This window comes from Mycobacterium sp. RTGN4 (genome assembly GCF_033804635.1).
GTDB lineage: Bacteria > Actinomycetota > Actinomycetes > Mycobacteriales > Mycobacteriaceae > Mycobacterium.
The window spans coordinates 137,790-153,429 of record NZ_JAPZLB010000006.1; the positions used below are offsets into that span (position 1 = coordinate 137,790).

General features: G+C 66.8%; 10 protein-coding genes. 7 read left to right on the forward strand and 3 right to left on the reverse strand.

Translation table 11 applies throughout. The annotated features are described in order from the left end of the window. Positions 1-11 precede the first annotated feature (11 nt). The 6 genes from SLQ30_RS14765 (at position 12) to SLQ30_RS14790 (ending at position 9,587) form a co-directional block, all read left to right on the forward strand. Entirely contained in the window at positions 12-1,574 is a 1,563-nt protein-coding gene (locus tag SLQ30_RS14765; protein ID WP_319450189.1) for an APC family permease, read from the forward strand. Next, entirely contained in the window at positions 1,516-3,123 is a 1,608-nt protein-coding gene (locus tag SLQ30_RS14770; RefSeq protein ID WP_413468039.1) for a GMC family oxidoreductase, read from the forward strand. Before SLQ30_RS14765 ends, SLQ30_RS14770 begins: the two co-directional genes overlap by 59 nt. Beyond that, a complete protein-coding gene (locus tag SLQ30_RS14775; RefSeq protein WP_319450187.1) occupies positions 3,096-4,952 on the forward strand; it encodes a putative nucleotidyltransferase substrate binding domain-containing protein in 1,857 nt (618 codons plus the stop codon). Before SLQ30_RS14770 ends, SLQ30_RS14775 begins: the two co-directional genes overlap by 28 nt. A gap of 11 nt (positions 4,953-4,963) precedes the next feature. After that, positions 4,964-5,785 carry an IclR family transcriptional regulator gene (locus SLQ30_RS14780; protein ID WP_319450186.1) on the forward strand — a complete coding sequence of 274 codons (822 nt, stop codon included), beginning with the start codon at positions 4,964-4,966 and terminating at the stop codon, positions 5,783-5,785. Positions 5,786-5,811: 26 nt separating this feature from the next. Further along, positions 5,812-7,281, forward strand: a complete 1,470-nt coding sequence (locus SLQ30_RS14785; RefSeq protein WP_319450185.1) for an amidase — start codon at positions 5,812-5,814, stop codon at positions 7,279-7,281. 149 nt (positions 7,282-7,430) lie between these two features. Continuing rightward, a complete protein-coding gene (locus SLQ30_RS14790) occupies positions 7,431-9,587 on the forward strand; it encodes a PE-PPE domain-containing protein (protein ID WP_319450184.1) in 2,157 nt (718 codons plus the stop codon). 28 nt (positions 9,588-9,615) lie between these two features. Here SLQ30_RS14790 and SLQ30_RS14795 read toward each other — a convergent pair whose 3' ends face one another. Further along, positions 9,616-11,610, reverse strand: a complete 1,995-nt coding sequence (locus SLQ30_RS14795; protein ID WP_319450298.1) for an MFS transporter — start codon at positions 11,608-11,610, stop codon at positions 9,616-9,618. A gap of 385 nt (positions 11,611-11,995) precedes the next feature. On the opposite strand from SLQ30_RS14795, the gene SLQ30_RS14800 reads away from it, so the two are divergent. Beyond that, entirely contained in the window at positions 11,996-12,781 is a 786-nt protein-coding gene (locus SLQ30_RS14800) for an alpha/beta hydrolase (RefSeq protein ID WP_319450183.1), read from the forward strand. A 9-nt stretch (positions 12,782-12,790) separates the two neighbouring features. Here the strand turns inward: SLQ30_RS14800 and SLQ30_RS14805 are convergent, their stop codons facing one another. Both SLQ30_RS14805 and SLQ30_RS14810 read right to left on the reverse strand, forming a co-directional pair. Then, positions 12,791-14,248: a protein adenylyltransferase SelO gene (locus SLQ30_RS14805; protein ID WP_319450182.1), complete on the reverse strand. Its 1,458-nt coding sequence runs from the start codon at positions 14,246-14,248 to the stop codon at positions 12,791-12,793. A gap of 42 nt (positions 14,249-14,290) precedes the next feature. After that, on the reverse strand, positions 14,291-15,526 hold the full coding sequence (locus SLQ30_RS14810) for a cytochrome P450 (protein ID WP_319450181.1): 1,236 nt from the start codon (positions 15,524-15,526) through the stop codon (positions 14,291-14,293). Between the last annotated feature and the right edge of the window lie 114 nt (positions 15,527-15,640).

A 15,640-nucleotide genomic window follows, 5' to 3' on the forward strand; every position in this document is an offset into this window, starting at 1 on the left:
AGGATGCCTCAATGACTGTTGAAGCAGGTTCACCGGGAGCCGATAGCGGCGGCCTGGACGATTTCGGCTACAAGGAATCCCTTGACCGCAGCATCGGCAAGTTCGCCAGCTTCGCGGCCGGGGTCAGCTACATCTCGATCCTGACCGGAACCTTCCAGCTGTTCTACTTCGGCTTCAGCAGCGCAGGCCCCGCGTACCTGTGGTCGTGGCCAATCGTCTTCGTCGGCCAGATGGCCGTCGCACTCTGCTTCATGGAACTCGCGGCGAAGTATCCCGTCGCCGGTTCGGTCTACAACTGGTCGAAGAAGCTGGGCAGCAGGATCGTCGGGTGGTCGTCGGGCTGGCTGATGCTCACCGCGTCGATCGTCACGATCTCGGCAGTCGTGCTGGCCTATCAGCTCAACCTCCCGCGGATCTGGAGCGGATTCCAGATCGTCGGCGACGGCACCGGTAAATACGACTTCGCCGCCAACGCCGTGGTGCTTGGCACCATCTTGATCGCCTTCACGACAGTCATCAACGCGCTCGGCGTGAAGCTCATGGCGAGGATCAACAGTGCTGGTGTATTCATCGAGCTAATCGCGGCGGTGCTCATCGCAATCATCCTGGCGTGCAACACTACCCGCGGTCCGGGGGTGTTCTTCCAGACCGGCGACTACGGCGCAGGTCTGCCCGGCGGGTATCTCGGTGCGTTCCTGATCGCCTCGTTGGCATCGGGCTACGTGATGTACGGCTTCGACACCGCGAGCTCACTGGGCGAGGAGACGGTGGAACCTCGCCGCACCGCACCGAAGGCCATTCTGCGGGCGATCCTGGCGTCCTTCGTGATCGGTGGCGCGATCCTGGTGTTCGCCGTGATGTCGGCGCCCGATCTCAACGATCCCAAGATCGGCGAGAGCAATGGCGGTCTGCAGTACATCGTCGAGCAAGTGATGTGGGGGCCGTTGGGCAAGATCTTCCTGGTCTGCATCGTGGTCGCGGTGACGGTCTGCACGCTGGCCGTACACACCGCCGCCATCCGGTTGACCTTCGCGATGGCGCGCGACAACGCACTTCCGTTCGGTGAGAAGCTCGCCCGCGTCAACCCGAAGACTCAAACCCCGATCATCCCCGCCGTCGTGATCGGCGTGATCGCGGCCATCATTCTGGTGATCAACATCGGCCAGCCCAAGATCTTCACCGTGCTGACCTCGATCGCGATCATCATGATCTACATGGCCTACCTGATGGTGACCGGCCCGATGCTGAAGAAACGCTTCCAAGGTCATTGGCCGCCTAAGGATCTCAAGGAGGGCGGATACTTCACAATGGGCAAGTGGGGCATGCCTGTCAACATCCTGGCGGTTGTCTGGGGCGTCGGGATGGCGGTGAACCTGGCCTGGCCGCGCGTGGCGGTGTACGGCGAGCCTTGGTACAACACGTGGGGCGCGTTCGTCTACATCGGCGTGATCCTCGGCTTCGGATTGCTGTGGTATGGCCTCAAGGGCCGTCACCACATCGGCACCCTGGAATCGCATGCGGTGGCCACCAAGTCGGAGGCAGACACCTTGGATCCGGGTCCGATCGGTGTCTGACGCAGGCACATTCGACTACGTCATCGCCGGCGGCGGGACGGCCGGCTGCGTGCTGGCCGCCCGCCTGTCCGAGGACCCGGACGTGACGGTCTGCCTCGTCGAGGCCGGGCCGTCGGACGTCGGGGACGACAACATCCTCCCGCTGTCCGAGTGGATGCATCTGCTGGACTCCGGCTACGACTGGGACTATCCGGTCGAGCCACAGGAGCGCGGCAACAGCTTCATGCGGCATGCCAGGGCAAAGGTGCTCGGCGGCTGCTCGTCCCACAATTCGTGCATCGCGTTCTGGCCGCCCGCCGAATGCCTGGACGAATGGGTAGAGATGGGCGCGACGGGTTGGAGTGCCGCTGAAATCCTGCCGTTGGTAAAGCGTTTGGAGACCAACGACGCCCCCGGCGAGCATGGACACGACGGCCCTGTCCGCTTGCAGGACGTCCCACCGAATGACCCGTGTGGCGTGGCGGTGCTCGAGGCCGCCGCGCTGGCAGGGCTTCCAACGGTGGCGTTCAACCGCGGCGAGACGGTACACAACGGGGCGGGGTGGTTTCAGATAAACGTGGGGGAGGACGGCACCCGCATGTCGACCTCGCACGCGTACCTGCACCCGATCCTCGACACCAGGCGCAACCTCGAGGTCCGCACTGGCTGCTGGGTCTCCGAGATCCTGTTCGACGAGGCCAAGAACGCCACGGGTGTGCGCTATCAACGGCCGGATCTCACGGGCTATGACACCGTGTCGGCCCGACGCGAGGTCATCGTCACCGCCGGATCCATCGATACGCCGAAACTGTTGATGCTCTCCGGCATTGGGCCGACCGCGCACCTGCGGGAGGTCGGCATCCCGGTTCGGGTGGACTCGCCGGGCGTCGGATCGAATCTCGACGACCACGTCGAGGGGCTTGTGTTCTGGGAGGCGTCCAAGCCAATGGTCACCACCTCGACACAGTGGTGGGAGATCGGCTTGTTCACCACCGTCGACGCAGGAACCCCCCAACCCGATCTGATGATGCACTACGGCAGCGTGCCGTTCGACATGAATACGCTGCGCCGCGGCTACCCGACCACCGACAACGGATTCTGTTTGACGCCCAACGTGACGCAGGGCCGCTCGCGTGGCACGGTCCGGCTGCGCAGTGTGGACTTCCGGGACCGTCCGAAGGTGGACCCGCGGTACTTCACCGACCCCGAGGGCTACGATGAACGCATCATGCTCACAGGCGTACGGTTGGCTCGCACCATCGCCGAGCAGACGCCGTTGAAGGGTTGGGTGGCAAGGGAACTGGCCCCTGGGCCCGACGCGACAACTGACGACGAGCTACTCGACTACATCCACCAGACGCACAACACCGTGTACCACCCGGCGGCCACCGCCAGGATGGGCGCGGTCACGGACCCGATGGCGGTGCTCGACCCGCAGCTTCGGGTCAAGGGCGTGTCCCGACTGCGGGTGGTCGACGCGTCGGCGATGCCCAAATTGCCCGCGGTGAACCCGAACATCACCGTGATGACCATGGCCGAGAAATGCGCGGATCTGATCCGCAAGAGCTAGCCGAACTCGCGTCCTTCCTCGGCGAGCACACGCCGTTCCAGTCGATGTCACCCGACGAGTTGGCTGAATTGGCGGCCGGGTCGGTCCGAGTGGAGTTTCCCGCCGACGCGGTGATCGCCGACTACTCGGTGCACGTGCCCGACGACATCTGGATGGTCTGCGCCGGAAACGTCGTGCTGCAGGCCGGCGCCGACGGTTCGGCGATCGACGGCATCGAACCGGGCGGCATATTCGGATACGCGCCGCTGCTCACCGGTGGCGGCATGGAGTTCGTCGCGCGGGCCACGGAGCCGAGCACGCTGATCCGGCTCCCCGGGGACCAGGTCCGTGCGCAGTTCGCCAAACCGGCGGGGCTGGCGTTTTTGGCTTCGTCAGCGTGGACCACGTCGCCAGGCAACCAACCCGCACTGGTGCCGGTCGCCGACACCAGACCGGTCGGCGAACTGGTGCACGGCGACGTGTTGTTGGTGGCGCCCGACGACTCGGTGCGCGATGCAGTCATCAAGATGACCGAACACCACGTCTCCTACGCCCTGATCCGGCTACCCGACGGTGAACTCGGCATCTTCACCGACCGCGACCTGCGCACGCGCGTCGTTGCTGCGGGCCTTCCGGTGGACGTGCCGATCGCCAAGGTGATGAGCGTGCCTGCGCGCCGTGTCACCGCGGACCTCACCGCCGAGACCGTGCTGATGGACATGCTGGAATGCGGGCTGCGGCACATGCCCGTCGTCACCACGCGCGGCGAGGTGCTCGGCGTGCTCGAAGACGCCGACCTGCTGGCGGCGTCGGCCAGGCAGAGCTTCATGCTGAGGCGGTCCATCGGACTGGCCGCCGATGCGACCGAACTACAGGCTGCTGCGCAGCGCGTGACACACACCGCCAGCGCGCTGTTCCGCAGCGGAACAAAGGCGTCGGCGACAAGCGCAATTCTGTCCGTCGTCATCGACAGCGTGGTGCGTCGGGCGCTCGAGCTCGCGCTCGTCGAAGCGGCCGCGGAACCCGGCATGCCGACGTCCGGGTTCGCGTGGCTCACGCTCGGCAGCATCGCGCGGCGCGAGGCCATGCCGTCCTCCGACGTCGACAGCGCGCTGTCGTGGCGCGACGCGCTGACCCCGGAGAGTCGTCGGTTGCGTGCGCTCGCACAGCGCACCCACACCATCCTCGACGGGTGCGGGTTGCCGTCCGACAGCAATGGGGCGATCGCGGCCAGCCCGAACTTCGCGCGCTCCCAAAGTGATTGGGCCAGCGCGGCCAAGGGTTGGCTCGGCGATCCGCTGAAGGACAAGGGGTTGATCCTGTCCTCGCTGCTGCTGGACGGCCGCGTCGTCTGGGGTGACGCCGCGCTGCATACGGTGCCTGCGGCCTACCGCAGGATGCGGACCGAGCACCCGAATGCGCTCCGGCTGCAGCTGCTCAACGCGCTCGCCGACCGGGTGCGCACGCGGTCGCTGCGGGACGTATTGGCGCGCCGTGGCGGCACCTTCGACTTGAAGAGCCATGCGGTGACGCCGATCGTCAACCTGGCGCGGTGGGGCGGTCTCGCAGGCGACGTCGCGTCGGCGTCGACGCCCGCGCGCCTTCGGGCGGCCGCGGCCAACGGCGCGCTCTCCGAACGCGACGCGTCGACGCTGGGCGAGGTCTTCGTCATGTTGCAGCGCCTGCGGATGACCCATCAGGTGGAGCAGCTCGCGCTGGGAAATCGGCCCGGCGACGTCATCACCATGTCCGAGCTGTCGCCGTTGAACCGCAGCCTGCTCAACGACGGCCTCCGTGAGATCGCCGCGGTCCAGCGGCGGGTCGGCAACTTCGGCATTCCGGCGATATAGGGTCGGATTCGATGAATGCGGGCACCGAAGACGGCGGGCGTTCCACCACCGTGCAATCGGTCGACCGCGCGCTGCTCCTGATGGAGATCCTGGCGACGTTGGGGCAGGCGGGCGTGACCGAACTCGCGGTCGAACTCGGTGTGCACAAATCGACGGTCTCCCGGCTCATTTCGGTGCTGGAGGCTAGGGGCTTCGTCGAACAGATCTCCGAACGCGGCAAGTACCGGCTCGGCTTCGCCATCACCCGGTTGGCCCGCTCGACGAACGCACAACTCGACCTGGTCAAGCAGAGTCAGACGGCGTGCGATGCGCTGGCCCTGGATTCTGGTGAGACGACGAACATCGCGATCCTCGACGGCGACCGCATCGTGAACGTCGCCGAGGCCGTCGGGCCGAACGGCATCGCGTTGCGCACGTGGATCGGCCAGATCTGCCCCGCCCATGCGACGTCGAGTGGAAAGGTGCTGCTCGCCGCACTGGGTGGCGGTGAGCTACGCGAGCGCCTGGCCGCCAGACTGGAGTCCTTCACCGACGAAACGGTGACGACGCGCGCCGACCTCGAAGCGGAGCTGCGAATTGTCCGTGAGCGCGGATGGGCCTGTGTCCATGAGGAACTCGAGGTCGGGTTGAACGCCGTCGCGGCGCCCGTCTACGACAACAGCGCCGAGGTCGTGGCAGCGCTCAGTGTGTCGGGACCGTCCTACCGGCTGGGGCAGGACGAGTTCGAGGACGTCGCCAAGCGCACGATCGCCGCGGCCGAGCGGATCAGCAGGCGCTTGGGTTGGGTCGAACCCGCGATTTCGGCGCGGAAATCGGCGCGTAGGTCCGATTAACGCGCCGAAATCACGGAGGAGGATAGATGAACTTCGAGGAGTACCGCACCTACGACGCGACCGGGCTCGCCAAGCTCGTCGCGGACAAGGAGGCGTCGGCTGCGCAGTTGCTCACGCTGGCGCGGGAACGGGCGGCCGCGGTGAACCCACGGATCAACGCGATCGTGCGCGACGTCCCCGCGGAGCCGTCGGACGCACACGATGGCCCGTTCGCCGGCGTGCCATTTCTGATCAAAGATCTCGCGCAGGACTATGCGGGGCTACCCACTGCGGCCGGGTCGCGCGCACTGATGTCCACGCCGGCCCCAGCGCATGCCACGATCGTTCAACGTTGGATCGATGCAGGCCTGGTCATCTTCGGCAAGACCAACACCCCGGAGTTCGGGGCCAAGGGCATCACCGAGTCAGACGCGTGGGGACCGGCGCGAAATCCCTGGGACCTCGGGCGGACTCCGGGGGGATCCTCGGGCGGGTCCGCAGCCGCGGTTGCGGCAGGGATCGTGCCGTGTGCGGGCGCCAACGACGGCGGCGGATCGATCCGCATCCCTGCGGCGTGCTGCGGGCTGGTCGGCTTGAAACCTGGCCGCGGCCTGACCCCGTTGGGTCCGGCGACCGCTGAATCCATGCATGGCGCCGCCGTGCAGGGCGTGGTGTCACGCACGGTGCGCGACACCGCCGCGATGCTCGACGTCATCAGTGGCGGTGAGCCTTTCGGGCCGTTCGTGCCGGGGCTACCCGAGTCGTCGTTCGCGTCGAACGTGGGAGCCGACCCTGGCCGGTTACGCATCGGCGTGCGAATACCCTCGGCGATCACCCCGAAGCCGCACCCGGAAGCCGTCGAGGCCGTCGAGGCGACGGTGCGCGCGCTGACGGAGCTGGGACACCACGTCGAGGAGTTGCCGCAGGCGCCGTACGACGACGCCGCGCTCGCCAAGGAGTTCCTACTCGCCTGGTTCGTCTACGTCGCTTGGGAACTCGCGGAGGCCAAGCGGTTGACGGGTGCAGGTGACGAGTCCTTCGAGCGCGACACGCTGATCATGGCGGCCCTTGGGCGCGCGACCAATGGCGTCGACTACCTGGACGCCGTCCAACGCCGCCATGAGCACACGCGTCGGCTGAGCGCGTTCTTCGAGTCCTACGACTTGCTGCTGACGCCCACCTTGGCCACCCCGCCGCCGAAGATCGGTCAGTTCGACCTACCGGTTGTGCTGCAGCGGGCGTCGGACGTACTGCTCAAGACCCGAACCGCGAGTCTGCTGCGCTTCACCAAGGTCGTCGACGACATGGTGGATCAGAATCTCGGCTGGGTGCCGTACACGCAGCTGGCCAATATCACTGGCCGCCCGGCAATTACGTTGCCGCTGCACTGGACCGGCGACGGGCTCCCGCTCGGAGTTCAGTTCGTCGCGCCGCTCGCGGGCGAATCGCTGCTGATCCGGTTGGCCGCGCAACTCGAACAGGCCCTGCCGTGGGCCGACCGGGTGGCCCCGGTCTAGCGGTCATCGGCGACTGTTATTGACAGCAACGTCAGAAATTATCGGGTGTGCTGCAACGATGAACATTTCAGCTATCGACTACCCCTAACAAATCACACGTGTTACGGTCCTGAGATTATCCTGAGAGCTTCAGAAAAAGGACCGTTCACATGGCATCTAAGCATCGCAAGCGCTCTCGGGCAGCAAAACGGATCGCCACCGTGGGCGCTGCCACCGCAACCGCCGCGGCGGTAGTGGTCGGTGCGGCTCCGCCGCCCGTGGCAAACGCCGCCGCCACGACGGCCACGCCGGGACTGCCGTCCATGCCGCTTGCCCCGGGTGCACCTGACCCGGCCTCGATCCCCGATCTGACCTTCGGCTACGGCTCGCAGGCCTACAACCAGTTCCAGACGTCGGGGGCAGCGCTGGAAACGGCGTTCCTGAACAACGTCAACCTGTCTGGGTTACTGCAGCGCCTTGGCTACGACCCCGCCGACATCAACACGGCGTTGGGCACCGCGCTGACGGGGGCCTTGGCCGGCCTCCCGATCGATCCCAGCGGCGTACCCGTGCTGGGCCCCATCCTCAAGAACGCCGGTATCACCAACGTGGCGGCCGTGCTCAAGCTGCTCGGGTTCGATCTCGCCGATCCGTTGGGGGATGTCGACGGGCTCAACATCATCACCGTCGGACCGCCGTTCACCCTGCTGAAGTTCGTGGGCATCGACCTCGGGTGGGTGCCAGGTTTCCCGAACTCGGTGGCCGACGACATCAACGGCACGCCCTACCTCGGCATCAGCCCGGTCTCCGTGCTCGAAACGCTCAAGGACACTCCCGGGGTTACCGACCTGCAAAAGATCACCCTGACGACGGCGATCGGCATCGTGAGCGGTGTGGTCGGTGACGGCGACGCTGTCGACGTCCGTGTACCGATCGTGCTCGGATTCGGGCTCGGCGCGTTCGCGGCCGGGATGGCCTACCCGCAGGTCGTCGCCGACCTGCCCAACCAACCTGGCGGCGCGGACTACACCGGCACCAGCCCACTGGCAGGCAGCATCACGATCCTGCCAATGATCCTGCTGCGCAACCCAGGTCGGGCCAACGGCGGACTGTTCGCGCGGTTCTATCCCGAAGCTGCATTGCTCGGCATCAACACCATCACCCCCGACACCGAGGTGAGCAGCAGCACCAATCCGAACAACGCGCTCAACATTCCGGTCGGCAATACCGGCATCGTGCTCGGTGGGGCGAACCTCATCCCGATCAAGGTCGACGGCACGGTCGAGTACGACCCGCTGTCCGACTTCCCGGCCTGGCCGAACCCAATTGCACTGGCCAATTCAGCTGCCGCATTTGCCTTCCCGACGTACATTCTGCGCGGCGTGACGGCCGACAGCCTGACCGCTGTCGAGGGCCAGGCGACGGACCAACTCGGCGACGCGCTCGGCAACACCTCCGGCCCGCTTGCGTTGAACCTGTACCTCACCGTCCCGGTCAACGACGCGCTGCCGCTGCTGGAACCGGTCAAGCTGCCGGTCGACGTGATCAACCTGTTCACCGGCGCCAACCTGAACAACCCCGTCGCCACCGCGCTAGAGCCCGCGCTGACCAGCCTGGTGAACCTCGGATACACCGACGTGACGCGCAAAGTCGACCCCGTCACCGGTGTCCCGGAATACGACCGCACCCTCGACCAGGCCGGGGTGATCACCCCGTTCGGCACGCTGCCATCCGGCGTCAACTGGGTGCAGGTGCCGGGAGACCTCATCGCTCAGTTGGCGGCGGGCACGGAGACCGCGATCGGCCAAGGGGTTGTCAGCAGCACGCCAGTCGCCAATCCGCTTGCGACCCTTGCGAATCTGCTCGGACTCAACCTCCCCGGTGCGGCCAACGACCCGAGCCCGTTGAGCGGCCTGACTAGTCTTTCCGGGCTCACTGACAACGCCGTCAATGCCGCGGCAGGCGCCACGGTCCCGGTGGCGCAGCCGCAGGCTCCAGAACCGAACGCCGCGAAGGTGTTGGCGGACAACAACGTTGCCGACACCCCAACCGTCGTCACTACTACGACCAATGCCAAGCCCGATGACCCCATCAAGGCCGCGACGGCGCGCACCCAGGCGTCTGCCAAGAAGGCGCAGGCCCGCCTGGACGCCTCGGCCAAGAAAGCCGGCGACCGGCTTGACAAGATCGCCAAGGATGGCGAGAAGCAGATTCAGAAGGTCGCCAAGCACGTGGCCGATGACGTCAAGAAGACGGTGAAAGCCGTGACCGGGGCCGCTAAGCCAGCTGATAAGGACAAGAAGGACAGCCCCAAGTCCGGCGAGTAACAAGTCCGGCGACTGACAAGTCCGGCGACTAAAAGGCATCTCGCAGGGTCGTCGCGCAGGCATGGCCATTGACTGTCTGCGGTTGGGGGATCACGAGCACCGGAGTGGTGGAGTGGGCGACTACGGCGGCCGCGACGCTGCCCTGTAGGTGCCCCAACAGCCCACTACGGCGGTGGGGTCCGAGCACGATCAGACTCGCGTTGTGCTCGTCAGCCGCCGCGACGATGCCCTTCCAGGTCGGCGCGGCCTCAACCGCCACACTGCGCGCCAGAAAGCCTGCCTCGGTGGCGAGCGCTGCCCCATGGGCGGCGGTCTGCTCGGCGGCGCGTCGGACTTCGGTGGCCTTGTCGGCATCGAAATGTGCTGTGCCGGTTGGCGTGAACCCGACGTCGACGGGCTGCCAGACGCACACGATCAGCGCGTATCGCCGTAGGGTCAGCTGGGCTGCGGCCGCTGTGATCGCGAACGCGGCGAGTTCGGATCCGTCGTAGGCGAATAGCACGGGCGCCGCATCGCGGTGGTGATTCGCCGTCGCCACGGCCGGCGCACGTTCGGTCGTTGAGGGCGCGAGCTGGATGCCTCGGACCCGGGCCAGCAGCGGGGGCGAATACCAGGCGGGGTCGTCGCCGTCGAGGAACTCGTCGAGATCGGGCTTCTGCGGTCGGGCGCCACTCAGCGCGTAGACGGCGACCCCGAAGACGGCGCCGCCGACCGCCAGGCCGAAGCCGATCCACAGGGCCTTGTCGGTACCCGCGTTGAGATCGGCCGCCGCCGTCATCGCGAAGTGCGCCAGGATCGGCGCGACCATGAAGGCCGCCACTGCCCGGAAGAGTTCGATGATCGCGAAGACGCGCTGCAGGCTGTTGGACTGAAGCGAGAAGCCCGCGACGAACAGCGCGGGTGCGACGGTGGCGCCCAAGGCAAGTCCGGTCAGGGCCGCGGCGACCATGACGAGCGGCTGGTTGGCGGGCAGGGCTATCTTGAACACGACGATTCCGGCTGCGAGCAGCACCATCCCGATCAGCGGCAGGAAGTGCATCGCCCGTTTCGTGATGACGATTCCGAACACGACCGCCATCACGATGGCGCCGCCGAGCTCCGGCAGATACAGCAGCCCGACGTGAACCGGGCTGTAGGTCTGCAGCAACACGTTGGCGGTCAGTGCGGTCGCCGCCACCGAGGCGGCCGCCGCGAACAACGCGACGCCCACGCCGGCGACCGGAATCGAACTGGTGAGCATCGTTCGAACGGTCAGCAGCGGGCGGGGCGCCAGGAACTGGTAGACGACCAGCACCACGATCACGGCCAGGCCACCGAACATCGGGATCGTCACCGCAGCGTCGCCGAAGCCGTGGCTGGTCAGCTGCGCGGCGCCGATGAACGCACCCGCGCAGCCGACCGCCGCAAGGCCGATGGCAGGCAGGTCGCGTGGTGCGTCACGATCAGCGGGCGGCGCGTCTTCGAACGTCAACGCGGCCATCACCAAGGCCAGCAGCGCGATCGCGGCGATGATCCAGAACAGCGGTCTCCAGGCGTGCGATTCGGCCTGCACGCCGCCGAGGAACGGGCCGAGCGCGACCGCCCCGAACACGCACATGTTCATGATCACGGCCGTGTTGCGCAGTTTGTCCTTCGGGAAGCCGATCGTCAGCGGTGGCGCCGCGGCGATCAGCAGCATGCTGGTGGCCAGGCCCTGCAGCACGTGTCCACTGATGAACATGCCCGCGTTCAGCGCCGACGCCGAGAGCACGGATCCAACGACGAGCACCACTGCGTAGCTGAGCAGCATCCTGCGCTGCGGCAGGTGTTGCGCGAACTGGACCGCGAGCACGGTCCCCACGGCGTACGCCGCGTTGCCCAGACCCGAGCTCAGGCTCATCGCCTGAGTGCTCATGTGGAGTTCGCCCGAGATGATCGGCACCAGCGGGTCGAGTGCCGCCGACAGGGCCAGGTATGGGATCAGCGCCAGCGTGACCATGGCGGCGACGGCGGGATACCGCCCCGCGAGCGGACCTTGCCGCATCAGTGCTGCCCGGGAACGTGCGTCGGAGCCCATCGGCTCAGGCATGTGGTCAACGGGAGCGGGGCGGGCACGTGTGCCTCCAACTTCTTCGGGGCGGGGTTTGTTCCCGCGCAGCGGTCTTTTCAGGGACTGGCTGTTTCGCGCCCGAAGCACCTACGGTTCCGGCTCAACCTATAGTGACCCTATCTAACTTTCGTCCGATCGGCCTACTTGGTGGCGTGTTCGGCAAAGCCGCCGTGCGTGCGACGCACTTCACGTGCGAATCGTTCAGCTACTGGCGCCCGCGTTGCCCGGCCAGCCAAAATCCCTGCAGTTCAGGGCAATACGATCGGACAAGGGTTTCGACTCGGTCGGGAGGTTGCTGTCGTATAACCTTCCGCATGTGGTGAACTTGGCGTTTGACGACCGCGGCAACGGACAGTCAGTCCTTTTCATAGCTGGTCAGGGCGCTGTTGGACGCACCTGGCTGCTCCACCAGGTGCCTGCATTTCTGGCCAAGGGCTATCGCGTCATCACGTTTGACAACCGGGGAGTCGGCGCAACCGCGAATGCCGACGGTTTCACGACGGCATCGATGGTGGCCGACACCGCGGAACTGATCGAGGATCTCGACGGTGGTCGGGTCCGAATCGTGGCCACCTCGATGGGCTCGTACATCGCCCAAGAGTTGATGCTGGCCCGTCCTGATTTGGTGCGCCAGGCAGCGTTGATGGCGACCCGTGGACGCCACGACCGTGCGCGCGACTTCTTTCGCACCGCGGAAAGGGATTTCGCCAACTCCGGTGTTCAACTACCGCCGAGCTACGAAGCGAAACTTCGCTTGCTCGACGGGTTTTCACCAAAGACCCTGAACGACGATCGGGCCGTTGGGGACTGGATCGACACGTTCACGATGTGGCCAACGACGACGACTCCGGGAGTTCGCGGTCAGTTCCGCATCGCGCCGGAGGAGAGCAGGCTCACCGCTTACCGGGCGATCACCACACCGGTGTTGGTGATCGGATTCGCCGACGACCTCGTGATGCCCCCGCACCTCAGTGCCGAGGTGGCCGCAGCCATCCCGAATGGGCGGTATCTGGAGATCGCCGACGCCGGACATCTGGGCTTTCTCGAACGGCCGGACGAGGTGAACTCGGCGATCTTCGATTTCTTCGCCCAGGGCCGCGTGTGACGCCGGACCCTAAGTGCCGCAGAAGGTTTGGTAGTTGCCGAAGTCGCCGGGGGCCCGCTCTGCGTACCGGTCGAGGCCTGGCCGCGCGTCATACGGCGCGGTGACTGCCACCAGCAGCTGCTCGAAGGGCACGAGGTCACCGGATGTGGCGGCCGCGAGCGCCTCTTCGACGAGGTGATTGCGCGGGATGTAGACCGGATTGACCCGATCCATCGCGGTGGCATCGGGCTCCAAGGCCAGCCAGCGGGTCGCCCAGCCGTCGAACCCGGCGAGGTCGGCGAACAATCCGCGGGCGGGTTCGGCGTCGCCGCGGGCACTGTCGCCGAGGGCGCGGAAGAACGACGTGTAGTCGACACCGTTGTCCCGCAACAACACCAGCACGTCCTCGACGAGCGAGTCGACGTCGGCGCCGCCCGTCGACAACCCGAGTTTGGCCCGTAGCCCGCTCGACCAGGCGGACTCGTAGTGGATGCCGAATCCGCGCAGCGACTCGGTCGCAAGCGCGACGGCCTGGTCCTGGTCATCGGCGAGCAGAGGTAGCAGCGTCTCGGCGAACCGGGCCAGGTTCCAGGCCGCCACCGCAGGCTGATTGCCGTAGGCGTAGCGCCCGCCGTGGTCGATCGAGCTGAACACGCTGTTCGGATCGAACCCATCCATGAACGCGCACGGACCGTAGTCGATGGTCTCGCCTGAGATCGTCATGTTGTCGGTGTTCATCACGCCGTGGACGAAGCCGACCAGCATCCACTGTGCGATCAGGCGCGCCTGCACGGCGACCACCCCGTCGAGCAACGCGAGGGATGGATTGGAGGCGCCCGCGGCTGCGGGGTAGTGCCTCGTGATCGCGTAGTCGGCCAGCCGGCGCAGCAGGTCCACGTCCCCCGTCGCCGCCACGTACTGGAACGTCCCCACCCGCAGATGGCTGCTGGCGACGCGGGCCAGCACCGCCCCCGGCAGCGGTGTGTCCCGGTAGACCTGTCGGCCCGTCGCCGCGACGGCAAGCGCCCGCGTGGTGGGGATGCCCAACGCGTGCATCGCCTCGCTGATGACGTACTCGCGCAGCATGGGGCCGACTGCGGCGAAGCCGTCGCCGCCGCGGGAGAACGGCGTCGCGCCGGAGCCCTTTAGATGCAGGTCGCGGCGGGTGCCGTCCGAGTCGACGAACTCCCCGAGCAGAAGCGCCCGGCCGTCGCCGAGTCGAGGGCTGTACCCGCCGAACTGGTGACCGGAATACGCCTGAGCCACCGGGGCGGCGCCTTCGGGCACGACGTTGCCCAGCACGAAGCGCACACCGTCGGGGCCGCGCAGCCAGCTGACGTCGAGCCCCAACTCGAGAGCCAACGCCTCGTTGAGCGCGAGCAGGCGAGGTACAGGGGCGTCAGCGGCTTGCCACGGAATCGCCAACTCGGGCAGCTCGCGGGCGAACTCCGCCTCGAGCACGACGGTGGTCTCCTGGGCGCTGGTCACCCCACCGAGGCTAGCTGCGGTGGGGTGCCGTGGGTGGAATGCTCAGTATCCGGCGTCGAACTCGATGGGCAGCGTGTGAGGTCCACTGAGCCCGGTGAGCGGCTTCCACGGGGCCGGGCCGGTGCGTCGGGCGTTGGGCATGCGTCGCGTCATCACCGTCAAGGCCTCCGCGAGCTCGAGCCGGGCCAGGTGGGCGCCGAGACAGTAGTGCATGCCGCCACCGAACGTGAGCAAGGCAGGCGCGCCCGTACGGGTGATGTCGAGGACGTCGGGGTCGTCGTAGACGGCGGGATCGCGGTTGGCTGCCCCGGTGTTGGCGATGACCGTGGTGCCTGCCGGGATCCGGACTCCTGCGAGTTCGACGTCCTCAAGCGCAGCGCGGAACGTGGCGAACGTGATCGGGGAATGGCGCATGGTCTCCTCGACGGCGCCCGCCGCGAGTTCGGGGTGCTCGGCGAGGAGCCGCCACTGGTCGGGCTGGTCGCAGAGCACCTGTATCGACGCGGCCACCTGGTTGCGGGTGTCGGTGCCCGCGGTCAGCAGCCCGGCGGCGAGCATGCGGAGCTCGTCGGCGTTGAGGCGATCGCCGTCGTCCTCGGCGCGGATCAGCTCGGAGATCAGATCGTCGGTCAGGGTGTGGCGTCGTTCGGCGACCATCTCGTCGACGTAGGCGTCGAGCGCGCTCCATGCGGTCAGCACGGCGGACTCGTGCTCGGCGGCGTTCCATGTGAAGGCCTTGAAGATGTCGTCAGTCCAATCCGAGAACAGTTGCCAGTCTTCAGATTTCGCACCGAGCAGCGCGCAGATGATCGGAATCGGATACTGGCGCGCGATATCGGACACGACGTCGCAGCGGCCGTTGGCGCTCTGGCGGTCCACCAGGTCGCCGATGACGTCGACGACGGTCGTGCGGAGCCGGGCGGTCGCCCGCGGAGTGAACGCCTTGGCCACCAGCCGGCGCAGGCGTAGATGCGAGGCGCCATCGAGCGAAATGATGAGGCTGGCCACCCGGTCCCACAGTGGGCCGGACGTGATGCCCTGGCTGGCGAGCATCATGCCCTCGGGCATACGGAATCGTGAGTCGCGCAGCACTGCGCGCACCAGCTCGTAGGTGAGTAACTCTGGTCCGTGCGGCCCGATTGCGATCGGCGCCTGTGCGCGGGCCCGCCGAAGGACGTCGTGCGCCTCGTCGGGGCTTTCGGCCAGCGTGTAATCGATGGTGGGTAGCCCGGCTTCGAAGACGCTCGGGCAATTCGGTCGGTCAATCGTGATGGTCATGGCGGACTCCCTAGTCGTGCTCAAGACACCAGAAGTGTTAATCGCCGCGACCAGGACGAGGTGAGTAGTGCGCTACTCGAATTCGGGCCACTACCTCCGGCAACGCCGAGAACA

Excerpts from the sequence above, each read along its gene's own strand:
- SLQ30_RS14765 (WP_319450189.1), top strand. The coding sequence starts at position 12 with ATGACTGTTGAAGCAGGTTCACCGGGAGCCGATAGCGGCGGCCTGGAC.
- SLQ30_RS14770 (WP_413468039.1), top strand. The coding sequence starts at position 1,516 with ATGCGGTGGCCACCAAGTCGGAGGCAGACACCTTGGATCCGGGTCCGA.
- SLQ30_RS14775 (WP_319450187.1), top strand. The coding sequence starts at position 3,096 with ATGCGCGGATCTGATCCGCAAGAGCTAGCCGAACTCGCGTCCTTCCTC.
- SLQ30_RS14780 (WP_319450186.1), top strand. The coding sequence starts at position 4,964 with ATGAATGCGGGCACCGAAGACGGCGGGCGTTCCACCACCGTGCAATCG.
- SLQ30_RS14785 (WP_319450185.1), top strand. The coding sequence starts at position 5,812 with ATGAACTTCGAGGAGTACCGCACCTACGACGCGACCGGGCTCGCCAAG.
- SLQ30_RS14790 (WP_319450184.1), top strand. The coding sequence starts at position 7,431 with ATGGCATCTAAGCATCGCAAGCGCTCTCGGGCAGCAAAACGGATCGCC.
- SLQ30_RS14795 (WP_319450298.1), bottom strand. The coding sequence starts at position 11,610 with ATGCGGCAAGGTCCGCTCGCGGGGCGGTATCCCGCCGTCGCCGCCATG.
- SLQ30_RS14810 (WP_319450181.1), bottom strand. The coding sequence starts at position 15,526 with ATGACCATCACGATTGACCGACCGAATTGCCCGAGCGTCTTCGAAGCC.